The organism is Pseudomonas sp. TH15, assembly GCF_016651105.1.
In the GTDB taxonomy this organism is placed as follows: Bacteria; Pseudomonadota; Gammaproteobacteria; order Pseudomonadales; family Pseudomonadaceae; genus Aquipseudomonas.
In genome coordinates, this window is sequence record NZ_JAEKEL010000002.1 from 697,762 (window position 1) to 716,070 (window position 18,309).

Consider the following 18,309-nt stretch of genomic DNA (forward strand, 5'->3'; position numbering starts at 1 on the left):
TGCAGATCCGAGTGGGATGACCTGGCACTAGTCTTGTTGTGTGATCAATCAATGCAAGGAAGCAACATGACCGTCCAACCCAACTCCCACCGTCTGCGCCAAGGCCGGTTCTCCGAACCTGGCCGCGCCTACTTCATCACCTCAGTCATTCACGACCGCCAACCCGTTTTTGCAGACTGGCAAACAGGCCGACTTCTGGTGACAGAGCTTCGCAAGGCGCATGACCAAGGCTGCGTAGAGTCCATCGCATGGGTGGTGATGCCTGATCATTTCCATTGGTTGATGCAGTTGCAAAGCGGCACGCTTGCCGAGGTCATTGGTGCAATAAAAGCGCGCTGCACTCTGGCCGTTAATCATAAGACCGGACACGAAGGGCCGTTGTGGCAGAGCGGCTTTCACGACCGTGCGATTCGTGATGATGAAGATCTGCTCCCTTTCGCCCGGTATATCGTGGCCAACCCATTACGGGCTGGTCTGGTTGAAAACATCGGCGACTACCCGCTCTGGGATGCCTGCTGGCTCTAACCCCGATTTCAATGGTTTAGATAACCTGTGGCGAGGGAGCTTGCTCCCGCTCGACTGCGCAGCAGTCGCAAATCCAGTCAACGCGGTATATCTGACACACCGCACTGCATGGTTTTGGGGCCGCTTCGCAGCCCAACGGGGATAAATCCCTCGCCACAAAATCTCCGAAGCTCAAAGCCATCTGCTCTGCTTCCAGATTTATTCAGTACTTCCCCAGCCCCAACCCTTCACAATTTTTTCACCATCGCCAACCACCGTCTAAGCTTCAGACAAGTCCGATCAATCTGCGTGAATGGATCAGTCGACTATGGGCGCGTTATGGCAAAGCGATTCGAGCAAGACCGAAGTTCCAACTGAACGTGTGGATGACGCGCCGCCACCTGAAAAACCCCGCCGTTCCAAGCATGGCTGGAAGGCGTTCTGGTTGCTGCTGCTGATTATCCTGATCGTGCTGGGCCTGGCTGCCGCCAAGGAAATGCGCACCTCGAAGTTTCAGGCCCGGGAAGTCAGCAAATTTGCCGCGTCCCTGAGTTACGAACTGCAACCCGGGCCCAGCGACGCCATTCGCTACCCCGGCGCCGGCCCGTTCGATTTGCGGCTGGGCTACAGCTCGATGGGGGATTTCCTGCCGCGGCTGATCAAGCGTAACTATGTGATTGCCTCGCAAACCCGCTTTTCCCCGGCGCTGCTGAAGTACAGCGACCACGGCTTGTTCGTACCGTATTCGGAGAAAATCCAGGCCGGGCTGTCGATCACCGATTGCCGCGCCGCTCCGCTGTACCAGTTCAACTATCCGCAACAGCTCTATTCCAGCTTCGAATCGATCCCGCCGGTGGTGGTCAACAGTTTGCTGTTCATCGAAAACCGCTTCCTGCTCGACCCCCAGCAGCCCCTGGCCAACCCGGCGGTGGACTGGCCACGGTTTGGCATGGCCGCGTGGTCCCAAGTGGCCAAGCTGATGCACTTGCCGGGGCAGTCGGCGGGCGGCAGTACCCTGGCGACACAGCTTGAGAAATACCGCCACTCACCCGACGGCTTGACCGTGTCGGGAGCGGAGAAGATCCGGCAGATGATTTCCGCCAGCGTGCGCGCCTATCAGCCCGGCCCGCAAACGCTGGAGGTGCGGCAAAATGTGGTGCGCGACTACCTCAACAGCGTGCCGCTATCGGCCGTCCCCGGCCACGGCGAAGTGCATGGCATGGCCGAGGGCTTGCGTGTCTGGTACGGCGCCGATTTCAGCAAGGCCAATGAAAGTCTGGCCAGCACCGCCACGGATCCAAAAACCATGGCAGCAAAAGGCCTGGCACTGCGTGAAATGCTCTCGCTCATGATCGCCCAGCGCCGCCCTTCCCATTACCTGACCAAGGGCCACGAAGAACTGGCCGACCTCACCGACAGCCACATTCGCCTGCTCGCCCAGAACAACGTCATCGATGCACCGCTCGCCGCCGCCGCGCTGGCCAGTCAGGTGACCTACCGCGACTGGCAGACCCAACCGACCATCCAGCCGATCGAAACCAACAAAGGCATCAGCACCGCCCGCAGTCGTTTGGCCTCGATGCTTAACCGTCCGCTGTATGACCTCGACCGCCTCGATCTGTCGGCCACCACCACCTTGCAGAGCGACTTGCAGGCTCAGGCCACCGAGTACCTCAAACATCTGGCCGACCCGGTCTTTGCCGGGCAGATCGGCCTGATCGGCGAGCGCCTGTTGACGCCGACCAGTACCACTCAGGTGCGCTACAGCTTCACCCTGTTCGAACTGACCCCGGACGGTTCGCGCGTGCGGGTACAGACCGACAGTACCGACCAACCCTTCGACATCAACGAAGGCAGCAAACTGGAACTGGGCTCCACCGCCAAGATGCGCGTGCTGACCACGTACTTGCAGATCATTTCCGAGCTGCACGATAAATACCTCGACAAGACCGTTGCCGAGCTGAAGAAAACTCCGGTTCCCGAGCAGGATCGTATTAGCCGTTGGGCCGTCGATTACCTGATCCAGAACTCCGACCGCAGCCTGCCGAAAATGCTTGGCGCAGCGCTGGACCGTAAATACTCGGCCAGCCCCGGCGAGGCGTTTTTCACCGGTGGCGGCCTGCACGTGTTCCATAACTTCCGCAATGAAGACAACGGCCGTATGCCAAGCCTGCGCGACGCCATACGTGAGTCGATCAACCTGCCGTTCATTCGGCTGATGCGCGACCTGGTGCGCTACAGCACCTATTCCGGACCCAACAGCAGCGCCGAATTGCTCGGCGATGACAGAGACCCGCGCCGTCAGGAATACCTGGCCCAGTTCGCCGACCGCGAAGGCACCTCGTTCCTATTGCGGTTCTGGAAGAAGTATCAGAACAAAGACACCGAAGCCCGACTCGATACCTTCCTCGACGGCATGCACCCCACCGCCATGCGCCTGGCCGCCGTGCACCGTTACTTGCTGCCGCAAGCCAGTCAGGAAAGCTTCAACCTGTTTGTGCGCTCACACCTCAAAGGCGTGAAAAGCACCGACAAGCTCAACGAAAAACTCACCGATGAGCGCCTCGACCGCCTCTATCAAAGCTACGGCCCCGGCGCCTACGACCTGCCGGACCAGGGCTTTATCGCCAAGGTCCACCCGCTGGACCTGTGGTTGATCGGCTACTTGCTGAACAACCCCGACGCCAAGTTCAGCCAGATCGTCAAAGCCAGTGAGTTTGAGCGCCAGGAGGTTTACAGCTGGCTGTTCAAGAGCAAGCACAAGGGTGCCCGTGACAGTCGTATCCGCACCATGCTCGAGATCGAAGCGTTCCTCGACATTCACCAACGCTGGCAGAAAGTCGGCTACCCGTTCGATCACCTGGTCCCTTCGCTGGCCACGGCCATCGGCAGCTCCGGCGACCGGCCGGCCGCGTTGGCCGAACTGATCGGCACCATCCTTAACGATGGCGTGCGGATGCCAACATTGCGCATCGACAGCCTGCACTTCGCAGCCAATACGCCGTATGAAACGCAGTTGATCAATGACCCGAACGTTGGCAAACGAGTGATGCCGTCCGAGGTGGCGACGGCCATGCGCGAAGCCTTGTCGCAGGTGGTAGACGCCGGTACCGCCAAACGGGTGGCCGGCAGTTTCAAACTGCCGAACGGCACACCGCTGGCCATGGGCGGCAAGACCGGCACCGGGGATAACCGCATCGAAGCCATTGGTGCTGGTGGGCGGATCCTCAGTTCGAAATCGATCAACCGCACCGCGACTTTCGTGTTCTACATCGGCGATCACCACTTCGGCACCTTGACCGCGTTCGTGCCGGGGCGCTCCGCTGAAACATTCAAATTCACTTCGGCGTTGCCGGTACAGGTGCTCAAAGGGATGGCGCCGATTCTGACGCCGTATTTGCAGCCGGATTCACATACCCAGTGCGAGGCGCCCGTCGTCGCCCAGCGCAACTGAAACAGGCGGTAAAACCCGCAAACACCCCGATACACAAACGATAACTATGTATCGCATACACCGCTGAACAGCCGCGCACACTGAAAATCCTTTCAACGCCAAAAGGATTTTGCGCATGTCTGACTCCCGTGCACGGGGCATTCACTTCGAGACCTTGAAAAAGGCCATCCCACCGGTACTCCTGAAGGCTTCGGCGAAACGCCGCGCCGAGCTGCGCGAGACCAGACCGGTGCTCCCGGGCTGGTTCACCAAGGCTTCGTCCGATCAACAACAAGCGCTACAACACGCCACCGAAACCCTTCACAGGCGACAAAACGCACGGGACGCCTTGTTCGACAAGATCCAGAGCATCGAAACCTTTGCAAAAAATCTGCTGGAACCTGAGCTGCACAAACTCGACGCGAGTTTCGATGCCGACAACACCTGGTTGCGCCTGTACGCGCCGAAAAGCCTCGGTATTTTCGGGCTCAAGAGCGAAGCGCTGACGGTCAAGACCCTGTCACTGCTGCAAGCGGCCTTGCACAACTTTGAATACGACGAAACCCGGCCGGGCTTTTATGAGGAGAGTTCGTGTTTCATCAGCCGCCCGGATAACAACGGTCACTTCGAACCGATAGTCACCCAGGTGCAGGTCGACACTTTCGCCCGTCTATGTCGGCGCCTGAACATCGGCGAGCAATACCAAAGCTATTTGAAGCACTTCCTGCGCCCACCGGATAATCGCCTGGTGGAAAACCTGTTGCGACAAATCAACAGCGCCTATCACAAGCAGTCGTTGCAGACTGCAGCCTGTCTGGCGCTGGTGAAAAAGACATTCGGCAAGCCGACTACGATCTGCTGATGAAAGTCGTCAGCGGCGACAGCGTCATCATGGATGGCGACAAACAACTGCGTTTGCGTGGCCTGAGCATCATGGGATTACGCCTGAGCGAGTGCATGTTGTTCATGCCGTGCGAGTTTCAGCGCTACAGCAACGGCGCGCTGTTTGCGTGGATTCCTGGCGACCCCGAACATCCGCTCAAACGCTACCCCAGCTACCAGGCGTTCCAACAGGTACTGACCCGCCAACTGACCGCCCGTGCCATTGGCAGCGATAAAGGCGTCGATGCAGGCAAACCGACCGCCTACCAAATGTTTTTCAGCCGCTTCGTTGCACAAAAAGATCGGCCTTACTACTTCCGACGGTTCATCAAAACGGTCAATGACGGCCCATCGCAGTCGTTCGTGGAAAAATGGCGCCATCATGAATGGGTGCAACTGGGTGAGCGGCTGATTGCGCACATCGACATTCCACCGCCACGAGACGTGGGTGTACGCCAGGAACCGATAGAGGCGCCGAACTTCCACATCATTGACTGCAACCTTCCGGGCAAAGGGCTCTGGGAGAATTTCGAGCTGTGGCCGGTGTTGCACGAGGCAGCCCTCGATCGACTGCTCAGCGATGCCAGGGTCATCGCTGTGCCCAACGCCGATGAAGATGCCAAGGCACGTTCGGAGCGCTGGGCCAATTACCTCAATATCGGCTTTATCACTTTCGGGGCTTTGGCGCTGGTAGTACCGGGACTGGGCGAATTGATGCTGGTCATCACCGCCGGGCAATTGCTCGACGAAGTGCTCGAAGGCGCAGTGGAGCTGAGCGAAGGTGACCGACAGGCAGGCTGGGCCCACCTGACCGATGTGATCGAAAACCTCGCTACCGCCGCGGCACTGGCGCCAGTCTTTCACTACACCGTGTCACCCTTTATCGAGAACCTGAAAGCCGTCCGGTTGCCCAATGGTGCGACGCGACTATGGAAACCAGACCTCAAGCCTTATCGCTTCACCGGCCCTTTCTCGCAGGATATCCCGCAAGACAGCCAGGTCTTGTATGAGCACAGGGGCAAAACCCTGTTACGCGTGGAGCAGCATCATTACGAGGTTGCGAAACACCCGGCGACGGGCGAACTCCGCGTCCGTCACCCGACCCGCACGAATGCGCTTGAATTGCCCGTTCGGCACAACGGCGCGGGGAGCTATGTCATTGAAGGCGAAACACCGCGAGACTGGGATAACGCTACGTTGATGCGCCGTATTGGCCATCCGATAGATCCCTTCACTGATCCGCAACGACTCGAACTGATCCGCAAGACCAGCGCCACCTCCCCCGACGTGTTGCGCCGCATGTACCGCGACAACGCCGGCGTGCCGCCCCTGCTGGCTGACACGTTGCAGCGCTTCACTCTCGAGCACGACGTCAGCGGCTTTGTAAATCAGGTCACGAGTAAAAACCCGTGGATGCAGGCGCTGGGCAAACGCGATACGGCCAGCCAGTTACAAGTCATCGAGGCGCAGGGGCTTTGGCCCGCCGATGTGTCGCTGCGACTCAAAGACAGCCGCGGCCAGACGCTTTGGCAATCGACTGCGGCGAAATCCGCTCAAGGCAAGAAACTGGTGGTTGAGTTGAGTGACCAGCAAATTGTTCAGGGGCAGGGTTTGTCCAGCATCCTGCAAACACTGGAGGCCAACGGCACACCGATGCTCATCGACAACGAAGAGCAACTGCAAGCACGCATCGCCAGCAGCGCGAAATCCTTGCGCAACGAGCTGTTTAATCAGCGTTACGAAAATGATGAAACACCCGCCAGTCCAGCCAGACAACTGCTGAAACAGGCTCTGCCGAACTTGCCGGTGACGATCACCGACACCTTGTTGGGCAACGCAACGCCGGGCGAACTCGACTTGATGAGCCAGCATCAACACCTGCCGTTGCGCCTGAAACAACTGGGCAATGAGCTGCAACTGGAAGCCCGTGCAACCCACGCCTGGCAAGGCTTCCATCATGACTGGCTGGCCACTGCCGACACCGAGCGACTGGCGCTCAACGCCTTGCGAATTCATAGCGATACGCTGGCGCAACTGCGTATCGACATTCGCCAGCAATCGCTTGATGGCCTGCTGAACAGCAGCGTAGGGGCCGAAGATGCTGCCACCGTGCGTACGCTGATCAAGGATCAGGACTCCCGATACACGGCCTACGACGCTGAGGGGCAACCCCTGCAAGAACACGCCAGCGATCTTTTTCAATCAATTCTCGCTGCCCTGCCGAGCGAACAGCGCCAGGCGCTGGGTTATCGCCTCGATGACGCCGCAGGGTTCAAGCAATGGATTCTGGCCAAAACCGAACACCCGAGCGTACGCCGAACCTTGCTGGCCGAGCCACCGCTGAGAAGCACCGCAACGACGGAAACCATCAAATTGCTCGGCGGCCCCGGTTACTCCAGATCCGCGCAAACCCTGCACGAACGCGTTCAGGATATCTACCCGCACCTCAATGAAAACCAGGTGCAAGGGTTCGCTCAGGCATTGACCGCGCAAGGCGACGCCGAGGCTGGCATCCGGCGTATTGAAGAGGAACTCGACACACTGCGCGTGACCCTCAATACGTGGCGCTTCGAGCAGGTTGTCGATTGGGATGCCGGAGATGGCGGTACGCATAATCTGTCGTTCATGGTCGACGGTGGACTGCATTTGTCGGAAAGGCTGATGGCCTGTTTCGAGCGTAAATTCACGGCGCCGGGCGAAGCCAGTATCACCCCGCAAACCGGTTACGCGCTGGACCTGTCCTCGGAACTGCGCCGCTATAACCTTGAGCACTGGTGGCAAAAACTGCCCGATCTGAAGCCCTGGCTCGAACAGATCACCAGCCTCACGCTCGACAACGTCCCACTCAATGAGGGGCCCACTGGATTGCTCGACGACTTCCGGCACGTGCGTCAATTGAGCGCCAGAAAGTGCGAGCTCAAGACTCTGCCAGACAGCATTGGCCGGATGCGCCAACTGGAAACCCTGCGCCTGTCGGGTAACCGCATTCAGTTGACGCCGGACACGCTCGAACAACTGAAAAACCTCACTCGCCTGCAGACTTTGCGTCTGGACGAAAACCCCTTGGGGTTGACGCCGGATGTCAGTCGGATGCCGCGCTTGAGTATCTTGTCGTTGAACGACACCGGCCTGAAGACCTGGCCCAAAGGGTTGTTTGAAAAGCGCCGGCCACGGCAATTTTTTCTCGACATGCTGGGTAATCCGATCAACGAAATCCCCCATGTTGTGTCGGGCTCCGACAACGCCTTCATCGTTGCCCGTACCCGTCTGCTCACTGAGCAGCTCCCGGATGTTCAGCGCACCGTCTACGAGAATTATCGTAAGTCGGTGGGACTGATTCCCGAGCATGTTGCCTCTGCGACCACAACCGACATGCTGAAGCGCTGGCCGGCGAATGACGAGGTGCTGTTCCATCAAACACCCGGGCGCGGTATCTACCGCCCGGAGGCTTGGCCTGACCTCGCTTCAGAGCCTAACTCGGCGGGCTTCTTCAGGATTATCAATGACCTGACCCGGTCGGCCGACTACCGGATGGGCGGGTCTGCACGGGAACAGCTGAGTGACCGTGTCTGGCGGATGATCCATGCCATCGATGTCGACAAAGACCTGCGTCAGGAGTTGTTCGACATGGCCACGTCGCCGGTCAACTGTCGGGATGCCGGTGCACAAGTGTTCAACCAGATGGGCATCAAAGTGCTGGCGACGGAGGCACGGCTCTCGTCAACTTCGCGAGAGATGCTTGAGCCAAAACTGGTGACATTGGCCAGAGGCGCGACCCGACTGGATCATGTCAACGATATCGCTCAGGCCGACATCAGCAGCCGTGGGGGCGACCCGGACGTAGTCGAGGTCTATCTGGCCTATCAAACCGGTTTGGCCGCCCGTCTGCAGTTGCCGTGGCAATCGCAGAACATGCTGTTTCGCCTGACCGCCGGCGTGAGTGAGGCGAAAATCGATCAAGCCTTTGAAACGGTGAAAGCGATGGAGGTGGGTGACGGCTTGATCAACAGCATGCTGGAGCAACCGTTCTGGGCTGACTTCCTGCGCGAGGCCTACCCCGATCAGTATTACGCCAATAAAACCCGCTTTGAGGAAAAAGCCTCGCAGCTCGACGACTTGCGTACCGCGCAGGCTGAATGGGCGGGTTCCACGGAGCCCTATCTGCAAAAAACGGCGTTACGCGACAAGATCAAGGATCTGGCGAGATTGCTCGCCGTGCCCAAAGAGCAAGTGCTGACCGGGCAGCCGATGCCGGACTCGCTGTACGAGCGGCTGTTTAGCGATCTGGGTGACCAGGAACAACAACTCAGCCGCCAGCAGACCCGCGATGCCCTGAAAAAATCGGTCTTTGAAACGACCCTGACCGGGTGAATCCGCAGACCACCACTGCTGTGGTTTCACCCGATCACCCGACCTCGGAATCCCAGATCACGGTGACATTGCCTTTATACGTTGCCGCCTCGCGAGAGAGCATGTCGGCCACGTCGCCTTGCTCGATGCCGAAGTGCAGCGTCCCTGGTTTGCGATCAACGTAAATACCGGGCTGGAACAGTTCGGTGCCCACGCCGCTGACCCGCAGCGGTTGACGGATCACTGCGCGCCCGCCCTCGGTTGTCAGGCCCGAGGGCAGTGTTACGGCAACTTGCAGAGGGGCCTGATTGCCCGCGGGGTCTTGCACCGCGCAGGTGTCGCCTGCGGGGTACTGACATTTCATCAGCATCTTGAAGCGCGAGCTGGTCGAGATATTGAAGGTCTGATCACGCAGCAGTCGAGTGGGCTTGCGCCCCTGACTTAACCAGGCCTGCCAGCCACCTTGTGGCACCAACTCCACACGAGTGCCGCCGGGAGGAATATCCACCTTGAGTGTGTGCTGAACCTCCAGCTCAAAGTTCAACGTCAGCGCGGAGCTGGACGGCAGCATGATGTCGCCAAAGTCGAAATCAGCTCTGGGACCCAGCGTGTAGGTCAGATGGCCAACATACACTCCCGAGGACATTTCCAACGGTTTCGGGGTTTCCAGTTCGTAAGCGAAGTCCAGGTAGTCATAACGCAGCCAAGGAATATCAAACTTCGCCTGCCGAGAGCACACCCCTTGGTTGGGCGTCTTCCAGAAAAACTTGTAGGCGTGATCCCAATAAAACGCCACACCACTGTAGGTACAAGGTAGCGGAGTGTTTACCCATGTTCCGTCCCACAACTTCCAGTGTGCCTCCCGGTAATCAGGTTGGGGCCCCACCAGTTTCATGATGTCTTCGGTCACATACGTTGAGCCCAGGCCTGCGATGCGAACTTTCAGGGTCTTGGTTTCCCCCGTTCCCAGATGAGTGACCGTCAGATCTCGCCACTGAGTCGGGACCTCGAACATGGCGCCCTGACGGATTGAGCCGTGATTGGCCAAAATCGGTGCTTGCGAATTGAACTGGATGGGCACCTGCAAACTGAACATTTCATTGTCTTTACATTGCTGGGGGGCCTGCGCGCAATATCCACTGGCCGGCGTGTCGTTGGTAAATTTATTGCGCAGCGGATGAGCCGAGTCCGGTTTGAACGAAGCATTGATCAAGACCTGCTCGGCATTTGCCGATGACAGCCCCACAAACAGCAGAATCAGCGAGCCTGCCCATCGCTGGAAAACGCGTAAAACCTTCATGCATTAAACCTCTTGGGAACCGCCGAACAGCGCTTGGATCAATGATTGTCTTTGCTTGTTTATCCGACCTCGGAATCCCAGATCACGGTGACGTTGCCCTTATACGTAGCGGCTTCGCGAGACAGCATGTTGGCCACATCACCCTGTTCGATGTCGAAGTGCAGCGTTCCCGGTTTGCGATCGACGTAAATGCCGGGCTGGAACATTTCGGTGCCCACGCCGCTGACGCGCAGCGGCTGGCGGATCACGGCGCGTCCGCCTTCGGTTGTCAGGCCTGCGGGCAGCGTTACCGCGACTTGAAGTGGTGCCTGATTACCCGCAGGGTCTTGCACCGCGCAAGTGTCACCTGCGTCGTACTGACATCGCATCTGCATCTTGAAGCGCGAACTGGTCCAGAGATTGAAGGTTTGATCGCGGAACAATCGCGTCGGCTTGCGGGCCTGGTCAAGCCATGCCTGCCATCCGCCTTGCGGGGTCAATTCAATCGTGGTGCCACCGGGTGGAATTTCGACTTTGAGCATGTGCTCGACGATCAGGGTGAAGTTCAACCGGAGCAGATTGTCATTGGGGATCATCAGATCGCCCATGTCGAAGTCCATGCCTGGTCCAACCGTGTAGTCAATGCTCCCGTAGTATCGACCCGACTTCATCGTCAGCGGCTTAGGCGTGCGCAACTCGTAGCCATAAACAAAATACTGATAGTGGAAAGCGGGAATGGTGAACCGCGCCTGCTTCGCGCACGTCCCGGCATTGACCGGTACTTTCCAGAAGCTGTTGTAGCCGTGATAACCCAACGTTGCACGGCCTACTCCCAGACAAGGTGGCGGCGCCTCTCGCCACGCACCACCCGTCCATAAAAGGTACCAGGCCGCGTTGATGTCATCACCAGCCTGGCCTTCCACGATGACCGTCACCGCCTCAGAAAGGCCTGACTCATGACCGATGCCTGCAATGCGGATTTCCACCGTTTCCTGGGCACCGGATTCATGCTCGACTTGAATCTTCTGCCAATGCGAAGGCACTTTGGCCATCCCGCCTTGCCGCGGATCGGTGTGAAAAGCCTGAATCGGGCCGCGGGATCTGAAAGCGATGGGCGCTATCAGACTGAACAGGCCCTCCGGTTTGCAATGTTCCGGTATTTGAAGGCAAAAACCCTCCGAAGGTGTCTGGTTAACGAACTCGTTGTTTTGCGGGTTGGCCGAGTCCGGCCGAAACAGCGCTTCGATATTTTTCTCGGCCGCCGACGCCGACGTTACGGCGACACTCGCCAGCCATGCGACGATCACGCGTCCTGACAAATTGATCATGATTGCTTCCTGCTCCATCCGGGCCTTAGGGGTTATCAGGCACCCGGCAAAACGGCGTTGAACATCATGTTGACGTTGCCGAAATATTTGCCCGGTTTGTAAACGCCATCGTCCGGCGGCTGTGGGGTGATTTCCAACAGCACGCGTTTTCCCTGCCGGCCATCGGCCGAAGACACCACCTCGACCGCTTCGCCAACCTTCAGTGCTTTGCCGTTGAACACCACCTGCAGATCGATATCGTGGCGGTCGTCGCCATTGGACAGATAAGCCAAACCCTCCAGGCGCGCTTCAATCGCACCGCCCTCGTTCTTCACATCAAAATCCTTGCGCAGTCCGCCGAGCGTCGAGTTCAGCAAGCTCCACTGCAAGCGCTGTTCGCGGCTGATCCAGCCGGGGTCGGCCGGCAACACATGAAACCTGGAAGTGGGAATGCTCACCGACACTTCAAACTCATGTTCCTCACGCGCCGCATGGGCGCAAGTGCAGGCCAGCACCAACCCGGTTAGCGCCACCAGTGCAACTTTTCGCCTGTTCATGATTGATCCTCTGCCTCCGAATGGCGTGACGTCTAACCCTTCACTTCGACCTTCTTTTTCGCCGCGCCTTCTATCACGGTGAATCGGTAATGACGCCCGGACTGTTTGTCGAAACGAAAAGTGCGCCCCGCCAGGATGTGGTGTTTGGTGGTTGGCTGGCAGTCCTGCTCATTGCCCGCAACACAGTCCTTGAATTCGTCGATGACCACGACGCTGTTACCGTTATTGCGGATTTGATACTGGCCACTGCCGTCGTCGATCACGCTGTCGAACCGAGTATTTTTCGGCCGGACAAAGAACACCGTGCCGTAACCCGCCAACACCGTCACGCCCGCCGCCAAGTCCTTTTTGTAGTCCGTCTGTTCTTCGTCAGTGAGTGCAAACTCATCGGCTTTTTCGGGAACCACCGGAACAAACCGGACGCGGAAATAGCGCTCTTTTTCCCGCTCGCCCATGTACAGCAAACGCGTGCCTTGGGTGCCGTTGGCCGGGACGATCAGGCGTGCCGGGCTGGCCATCAAACCGTCACGAGCGCTGGCGCCGGCGGGAGTTTGCAGGGGGATTTCTCGGGCGGCGCCTTGCTCATCGAAGATGATTTCCAGCACATTGATTTTGACGAAAGCGGTACTGTCGCCACTGTTGAAAACCCGTTTGAGGTACGTACTTTTATCGCCGTCCAGATAGTCGTACACCGTGCCGACATTAATCTGCGGGGCGGCCACAGCAACTTGCGCGAACAGGTAAAAACCAACTGCCAACAAACGTTTCATATTTGATTTGCCTCTGTATTTGCAACACAGCCGCATTGGGCTGCAACAGCGAGTGAGCGGGTTAAAGGCAGCATCAACCTGCGGTTTCAGCAGCAATGGCCGCGTCGGCCAGGGTGTCCGGCGTGCACCGCAGGTCACCGATCATCAACACGTTGTTTTCGCTGCGATGACGACTGGCATCGAGGCGGAACTGGCAGAGCAATTGATTGCCCTGGCGCACTTCCAGCGTCGGCGCACCGGCGTTCATTTCCATGGAGAAGAACCCATCGACTTCAGTCACCCCGCGGCTGGCGTGATTGATCACGTGATGGCCCTTGAGCGGCTGTCCTTGGGAGTCGACCAGCCGCCCTAACACGGTCAGGGTTTTCATCACCCGCACCTTGCGATACTCCACGCCGCCCTTGTTCAGGTGATAACGGGTGCGCGGCGGGTCGATGCTGGCGGCAGGCACGTGATTACCTTCGAAGTCGAAACTCACCGAACTGTTTTGATACGCGGTAATCGGGATGAAGTTTCGCCCAGGTTTCAGGGCTGCGCTGCCACCGCTGAAGTCGTCGGCGCGCAAGGCGATACCGTCGATATCGGACTCCACATCGACGATCATTCCGGCGCCACCTCGGTCGTGTTGACTGGTCATGGTCAGGTGTTGGCCGCTCAGGGCAACGGTGCTGTCCAGGTTGAGGCCGCCGGTGAGGTTGCCGTTGAACGATGAGCGCTGCACAAAGCCGTCACCGTTGACCGCGTCGCTCTGGAAGCTGCCAGTACCGGAAAGCCCCAAACCATAGGTGTCGGCGATCGCCGTGGCCGAGACGCTTTGCAGCAGGTGGTCTTGCAAATCCTTGCGGTACGTCAGGGAGGCATTGTTGTCACGCCCGCCATCGCGCGAAGTGCGAGAGCCGAGGCTGCCGGAAATCTGCTCGCCCGGTGCGCCCAGTGCCAGGTTGAGACTCAGGTCGACCCCGCGATTGCGCGCATCGCCGCTGCTGTAACTGCCCGGGCGGTCGAACAATGCCAGCCGCCAGTTGGCATCACTGCCGAAGAACACGGTGCGCTGGGTCCAGCCCAGATCCACACCAACGCCTTCGGTATTGCCCTCGCTATGAGAAACCCGGGCATTTACCGAGTTTTTGCTGCTGACCCGATGATTGAGCGCCAGGGATGAGTTGCTGGTCTCGCCGACAAACACATTGCGTTGCCGCACCCGGGTGCCGTCCGACAGGGTGTCGTAGGTATCCGTGGTATCGAGCCAACTGCGGTTGTGGCTGAAGACCACACTGCCGGAGCCGTAGTTATAGAGGCTTTGCAGATCGACGCCGGTGCCGTGGTCTTGCGTCTGGTAGACGTTGGCGTACAGGCTGATGTGATTGGCCAGGGTCCAGTCGATGGACGTGCCGTATTGCAGTTTTTCGCGAATCTGCCGCGCCGACAGCCCGAGAATCACCCGTGGATGCATCAAGTAGTTGAGCGAAGCCCCGGCCGTCGCGCTGCCGCTGGCCTGTTGGTCCCAGTTACTCAGCAGCTTGGTTTCTTGCCCGGCAAACAGGTTGTAGCGCCAGCGCTCATCAAGGTTGCGCCAGTTGTTGGGCTTGTAGACCAGCTCCTGGCTGGTGCTGGTGATTTGGCCGTCTTCGATCAGCCGAACTTCCACTTCGTAGATACCGCCGGGCAGTGGTCGGGTGTCGAGGGTCTGCAGGCCGGCGGGCACCGATTGGGTGTTGATCAGCAAACCGTCGCGCAGGATCTCGACCGAAGCCTGGCGGTTGGCCGTGACGTAGATCGGATACACGCTGGGCATCGGGCTGTTGATTGCCAGGCTGTCGGAGCTGCCAAACATGACGCCGACGGCGGTGTCGGGGCTGGTGCCAAACGTTCGCGGTTGGCGGGTCAGCCCTTCTGAATTGGGGGTGAAATAACCCAGGCGTGCGAAGCTGCCTTGCAATTCGCGCTGGGTGTAAAGCTCATGTACCGCGTGGTAGAGCTGGTCATCCGGACCACCCAGCCGGGCCAGTTGCATGTTGAACGTCTGGCTCCAGCTGCCGAGGCTGCCACTGGCTTCCAGACCAAAGCGTCCGCCCAGGTCCTGGCCCTGACCACCATTGAGGTTGAGCTGATTGCGCAGCATCAGCCCGCTGCTGCCGCCTTCGGGCTGGTCGTAGTAGCGTTTGACTTCAGTGTCGCGCTCAGCGTTCTCGGTGAGGATCGATACCAGCGAGTTTTCCAGGTTGTAGTGCACCGCCAGCATCTGTTCCGGGCATTGTCCGATACAGTCGCCCAGCGCCACGCCGGGCTTGAGGTAACTGGCCCAGGTGTCGCGTTCGGCCGCCGTGAATCGGCTGTCGCTGGTGTCGGTAAATTCGAGCAGGGTGATGCGGTCATCGCGAGACAGCACGACCATCGCCTCCCCCAACGGCTGCTGATCAAGTTCCACGCGAACCGCCAGCGGCACATCAAAAAAATGCTCCTCGAACTCCGCCGGCAGACCTTTGGCCTGGGCCAACAGACTTCGCGGTGTAGAACCGGTGGAAACCGGAGCCGCCGCCGCGCTGGCACAAAACAACAGCGCAAGCGCAGCCGCGATGGGTGTCATCGGGAACATGAACTGATTACTCTTTTTGTTTGACCGGCCGAACGCCGACCGGGCGCTAACTGATAGCGACCGGCCGGGCGAACTCATCACCCATGACAGGCAATAGTGAAACGTGCCTTATGGCTTTACGCGTGGAATCGCGTCGAACATCACCACCGGTGTGGCGGTGTAAAGACCGAACTGGCCATCGGCAGGTTTGGCGGCCGTGATCACCAGGTCGGCACGCATGCCGCCGTTGGATTCGGTATCGCCTACAACTTCTTCAGATGCGCCGGTGAGGGTTCTACCGTTGAAGGTATAAGTCAGCGCAATGGTATTGGAACCGTTGAACAGTGGCTGTGGCCGGCCTTCGACATAAGCGCCGACGGCGCCCTGGCTGTGTTGAATGTCGTAAGTGCCACGAACCGGAGACAGCGTGCCGGCACCAATGACGTAGCGCATTTCTTCGTTTTTACCGAAGTTCGGATCGACCGGCTGGGCGTGGAACACCTTGCTCGGAATGTCCGCGACGATATTGATCGAAGTTCGCGATTCTTCGGCCGCAAAGGCCACCGAAGCACTCAGTGTCAGCAAGACCAGAGGAGTAGCGATCGCAAGTTGCTTGAGCATGATTAACTTCCTGTCATTTTCTTTGTGGGAATTGGCTGAAGTCCAGCGCTGCTTACAGGATCGGAAGAGTCAATAAACCCTGCTTTAACCATGTAAGAAAGTGAACCTTCAGCGCCGAGGAATACTCCCCTATTCCCACCATGAAATAAGCAGGCTGTTTCCGGCGAACACGTAGCCAAAGTGCTATCAAACTTGAAAGAAAAATTGCAACTTTCAGGAAAAATAACAAGCTGACTGTAAGACCCGTACTACATCACGACAGACTTTAAAAACTAAGCGCCGCGCTACTTCTGTAAGACACAAACTACAGCGCCCATAAAACAAGGAAAGTGTTGATGCTTTAGAGTAATTAACCAAACTTAAATAACGCTGTATAGGGCTTTATTGTTTCCGTCGCGGCGAAAAACGCTTAACCGGTGCCCCCTTGCGGGCGCGTCGCGCTCGTGGTGGCGGTGACGACCGTTGGTCATTTGTGCTTGCACGATCCGTAAGATATATCTTAAGTTGTATCTAAACACGACGAGAGAACGCAAAAAATGAGAGACCATCATTCCCACCGCGAACACGGTGACGGCCGCGACGGCTTCGAGAAACGCCCAGGCCGCGAACGCGGCGGCCGTGGCCCACGGGTCTTTGCCCCTGGCGATTTGAAACTGCTGTTACTGGCGCTGATCGCCGAGCAGCCGTGCCACGGCTACGACCTGATCCGCCAGATCGAAGGCATGTTCGACGGTGCCTACAGCCCCAGCCCCGGGGTGATTTACCCAACCCTGACCTTTCTGGAAGAAAGCGAAATGATCGCCGGTGACGCCGAGGGCGGCAAAAAACGCTACAGCGTGACCGACGCCGGACGTCTATCCCTGAGTGACCAGGCGATTGCCCTGGAAGGTGTGCGGATGCGCATCGATGTCAGCAAACGCTCGCTGCGCGGCCATGATCGCCCGGCCGAAATCCATGAAGCGGTGCATAACCTGCGTCATGCACTGCAAATGCATCACGGGCGCTGGAGTGCGGAAGAAATCATCCGCGTGCGTGACCTGCTCAACGACACCGCCAAAGCCATCGTCGACGGCCCCGCCGTTCAACCTGCCTCGGAGAAAGCCGAATGACTGCAGTCGATACCCAAACCATTCACCGCGTGATGCACGAAATCAAACGCCGCAAGCTTGAAGTGCTGCGTGTGGTCGACCTGACGCCTCGCATGCGTCGGATTACCTTGGGCGGGCCGGAACTGGCGGGCTTCGTCAGCCTCGGCACGGACGACCACGTCAAACTGTTGTTCCCGCAGAACGCGGCGCAAACAGCGGCGCTGGAAACGATGGTACTTGGCGCTGGCAAGGACAACGGACCAATGCCCGAAATGCGGGATTACACGCCGCGTCGCTACGACCTGGATTCGCTGGAGCTGGACATCGATTTCGTCCTGCACGGCGACGGCCCTGCCTCGACCTGGGCCGAGCAGGCCGAGCCGGGTCAGTTCCTGCACATCGGCGGGCCACGGGGTTCGATGATCGTGCCGGACATCTTCGACAGCTACCTGTTGATCGGCGACGAAACCGCCCTGCCCGCCATCGCCCGACGCCTGGAAGGCCTGGCGGCCAATCGCCGCGCGCTGGTGATCATCGAAGTGGCGAACGGCGCCGAACAGCAACGCCTGGAAAGCGCCGCGCAGGTCAATGTGATCTGGGTGTTGCGTGACGGCGGCAAGAACAACCTGCTGACTACCGTGAAGCAATTGCAGGTGCCGAGTGGCGATCTATACGCGTGGATAGCGACCGAGACCAAAGTGTCACGGCAGATCCGCCGGGTGCTGCTGGATGAGCACGGGCTGGATGATCAGTTCGTCAAAGCGGTGGGCTACTGGCGGGCGGATGGCACTCCTGAAGAGGAGTGACACAAATCCGCTGTTTCTGGTGATCACCTGTGGTTGATGATTACCTGTGGTCAATGATGACCTGTGGTCAGCGATGACCTGTGGTCAGCGATGACCTGTGGTTACTGATGACCTGTGGTCAGTGATGACCTGTGGTT

12 protein-coding genes are annotated in these 18,309 nt (G+C 58.6%); 6 read left to right on the forward strand and 6 right to left on the reverse strand.

All coding sequences use genetic code 11. The annotated features are described in order from the left end of the window. Positions 1 to 66: 66 nt before the first annotated feature. The 4 genes from JFT87_RS27020 to JFT87_RS27035 all read left to right on the forward strand — a co-directional run bounded on the left by JFT87_RS27020 (position 67) and on the right by JFT87_RS27035 (position 9,190). Complete coding sequence (locus tag JFT87_RS27020; RefSeq protein ID WP_201206373.1) at positions 67 to 525, forward strand: REP-associated tyrosine transposase; 459 nt, start codon at positions 67 to 69, stop codon at positions 523 to 525. Between the two features lie 307 nt (positions 526 to 832). Continuing rightward, a complete protein-coding gene (locus tag JFT87_RS27025) occupies positions 833 to 3,958 on the forward strand; it encodes a transglycosylase domain-containing protein (protein WP_201206775.1) in 3,126 nt (1,041 codons plus the stop codon). A gap of 115 nt (positions 3,959 to 4,073) precedes the next feature. Then, on the forward strand, positions 4,074 to 4,799 hold the full coding sequence (locus JFT87_RS27030; RefSeq protein WP_201206376.1) for a dermonecrotic toxin domain-containing protein: 726 nt from the start codon (positions 4,074 to 4,076) through the stop codon (positions 4,797 to 4,799). Then, entirely contained in the window at positions 4,799 to 9,190 is a 4,392-nt protein-coding gene (locus JFT87_RS27035) for an NEL-type E3 ubiquitin ligase domain-containing protein (protein ID WP_201206378.1), read from the forward strand. The genes JFT87_RS27030 and JFT87_RS27035 overlap by 1 nt, the downstream gene beginning before the upstream one ends. A 34-nt stretch (positions 9,191 to 9,224) precedes the next feature. On the opposite strand, the gene JFT87_RS27040 is transcribed toward JFT87_RS27035, so the two are convergent. From JFT87_RS27040 to JFT87_RS27065, 6 genes are all read right to left on the reverse strand, one after another. Next, positions 9,225 to 10,469, reverse strand: coding sequence for a hypothetical protein (locus JFT87_RS27040; RefSeq protein WP_201206380.1), 1,245 nt, complete (start codon positions 10,467 to 10,469; stop codon positions 9,225 to 9,227). 59 nt (positions 10,470 to 10,528) lie between these two features. Continuing rightward, positions 10,529 to 11,776 (reverse strand): hypothetical protein, encoded by a 1,248-nt coding sequence (locus tag JFT87_RS27045; protein ID WP_201206382.1) that lies wholly within the window; start codon positions 11,774 to 11,776, stop codon positions 10,529 to 10,531. 35 nt (positions 11,777 to 11,811) lie between these two features. Continuing rightward, on the reverse strand, positions 11,812 to 12,312 hold the full coding sequence (locus JFT87_RS27050; RefSeq protein ID WP_201206384.1) for a CS1 type fimbrial major subunit: 501 nt from the start codon (positions 12,310 to 12,312) through the stop codon (positions 11,812 to 11,814). Between the two features lie 32 nt (positions 12,313 to 12,344). Continuing rightward, complete coding sequence (locus JFT87_RS27055) at positions 12,345 to 13,082, reverse strand: molecular chaperone (protein WP_201206386.1); 738 nt, start codon at positions 13,080 to 13,082, stop codon at positions 12,345 to 12,347. A 73-nt stretch (positions 13,083 to 13,155) separates the two neighbouring features. After that, entirely contained in the window at positions 13,156 to 15,678 is a 2,523-nt protein-coding gene (locus JFT87_RS27060) for a CS1-pili formation C-terminal domain-containing protein (protein WP_201206388.1), read from the reverse strand. Positions 15,679 to 15,786: 108 nt separating this feature from the next. Continuing rightward, positions 15,787 to 16,278: a CS1 type fimbrial major subunit gene (locus tag JFT87_RS27065; protein ID WP_201206390.1), complete on the reverse strand. Its 492-nt coding sequence runs from the start codon at positions 16,276 to 16,278 to the stop codon at positions 15,787 to 15,789. A 536-nt stretch (positions 16,279 to 16,814) separates the two neighbouring features. On the opposite strand from JFT87_RS27065, the gene JFT87_RS27070 reads away from it, so the two are divergent. Beyond that, a complete protein-coding gene (locus tag JFT87_RS27070; protein WP_201206392.1) occupies positions 16,815 to 17,387 on the forward strand; it encodes a PadR family transcriptional regulator in 573 nt (190 codons plus the stop codon). Beyond that, on the forward strand, positions 17,384 to 18,172 hold the full coding sequence (locus tag JFT87_RS27075; protein ID WP_201206394.1) for a siderophore-interacting protein: 789 nt from the start codon (positions 17,384 to 17,386) through the stop codon (positions 18,170 to 18,172). The genes JFT87_RS27070 and JFT87_RS27075 overlap by 4 nt, the downstream gene beginning before the upstream one ends. Positions 18,173 to 18,309 lie beyond the last annotated feature (137 nt).

Bases quoted from the DNA above. Each gene is read 5' to 3' on its own strand.
- JFT87_RS27065 (WP_201206390.1), bottom strand. From the start codon at position 16,278: ATGCTCAAGCAACTTGCGATCGCTACTCCTCTGGTCTTGCTGACACTG.
- JFT87_RS27035 (WP_201206378.1), top strand. From the start codon at position 4,799: ATGAAAGTCGTCAGCGGCGACAGCGTCATCATGGATGGCGACAAACAA.
- JFT87_RS27075 (WP_201206394.1), top strand. From the start codon at position 17,384: ATGACTGCAGTCGATACCCAAACCATTCACCGCGTGATGCACGAAATC.
- JFT87_RS27045 (WP_201206382.1), bottom strand. From the start codon at position 11,776: ATGATCAATTTGTCAGGACGCGTGATCGTCGCATGGCTGGCGAGTGTC.
- JFT87_RS27055 (WP_201206386.1), bottom strand. From the start codon at position 13,082: ATGAAACGTTTGTTGGCAGTTGGTTTTTACCTGTTCGCGCAAGTTGCT.
- JFT87_RS27050 (WP_201206384.1), bottom strand. From the start codon at position 12,312: ATGAACAGGCGAAAAGTTGCACTGGTGGCGCTAACCGGGTTGGTGCTG.
- JFT87_RS27030 (WP_201206376.1), top strand. From the start codon at position 4,074: ATGTCTGACTCCCGTGCACGGGGCATTCACTTCGAGACCTTGAAAAAG.
- JFT87_RS27060 (WP_201206388.1), bottom strand. From the start codon at position 15,678: ATGTTCCCGATGACACCCATCGCGGCTGCGCTTGCGCTGTTGTTTTGT.
- JFT87_RS27025 (WP_201206775.1), top strand. From the start codon at position 833: ATGGGCGCGTTATGGCAAAGCGATTCGAGCAAGACCGAAGTTCCAACT.
- JFT87_RS27070 (WP_201206392.1), top strand. From the start codon at position 16,815: ATGAGAGACCATCATTCCCACCGCGAACACGGTGACGGCCGCGACGGC.
- JFT87_RS27020 (WP_201206373.1), top strand. From the start codon at position 67: ATGACCGTCCAACCCAACTCCCACCGTCTGCGCCAAGGCCGGTTCTCC.
- JFT87_RS27040 (WP_201206380.1), bottom strand. From the start codon at position 10,469: ATGAAGGTTTTACGCGTTTTCCAGCGATGGGCAGGCTCGCTGATTCTG.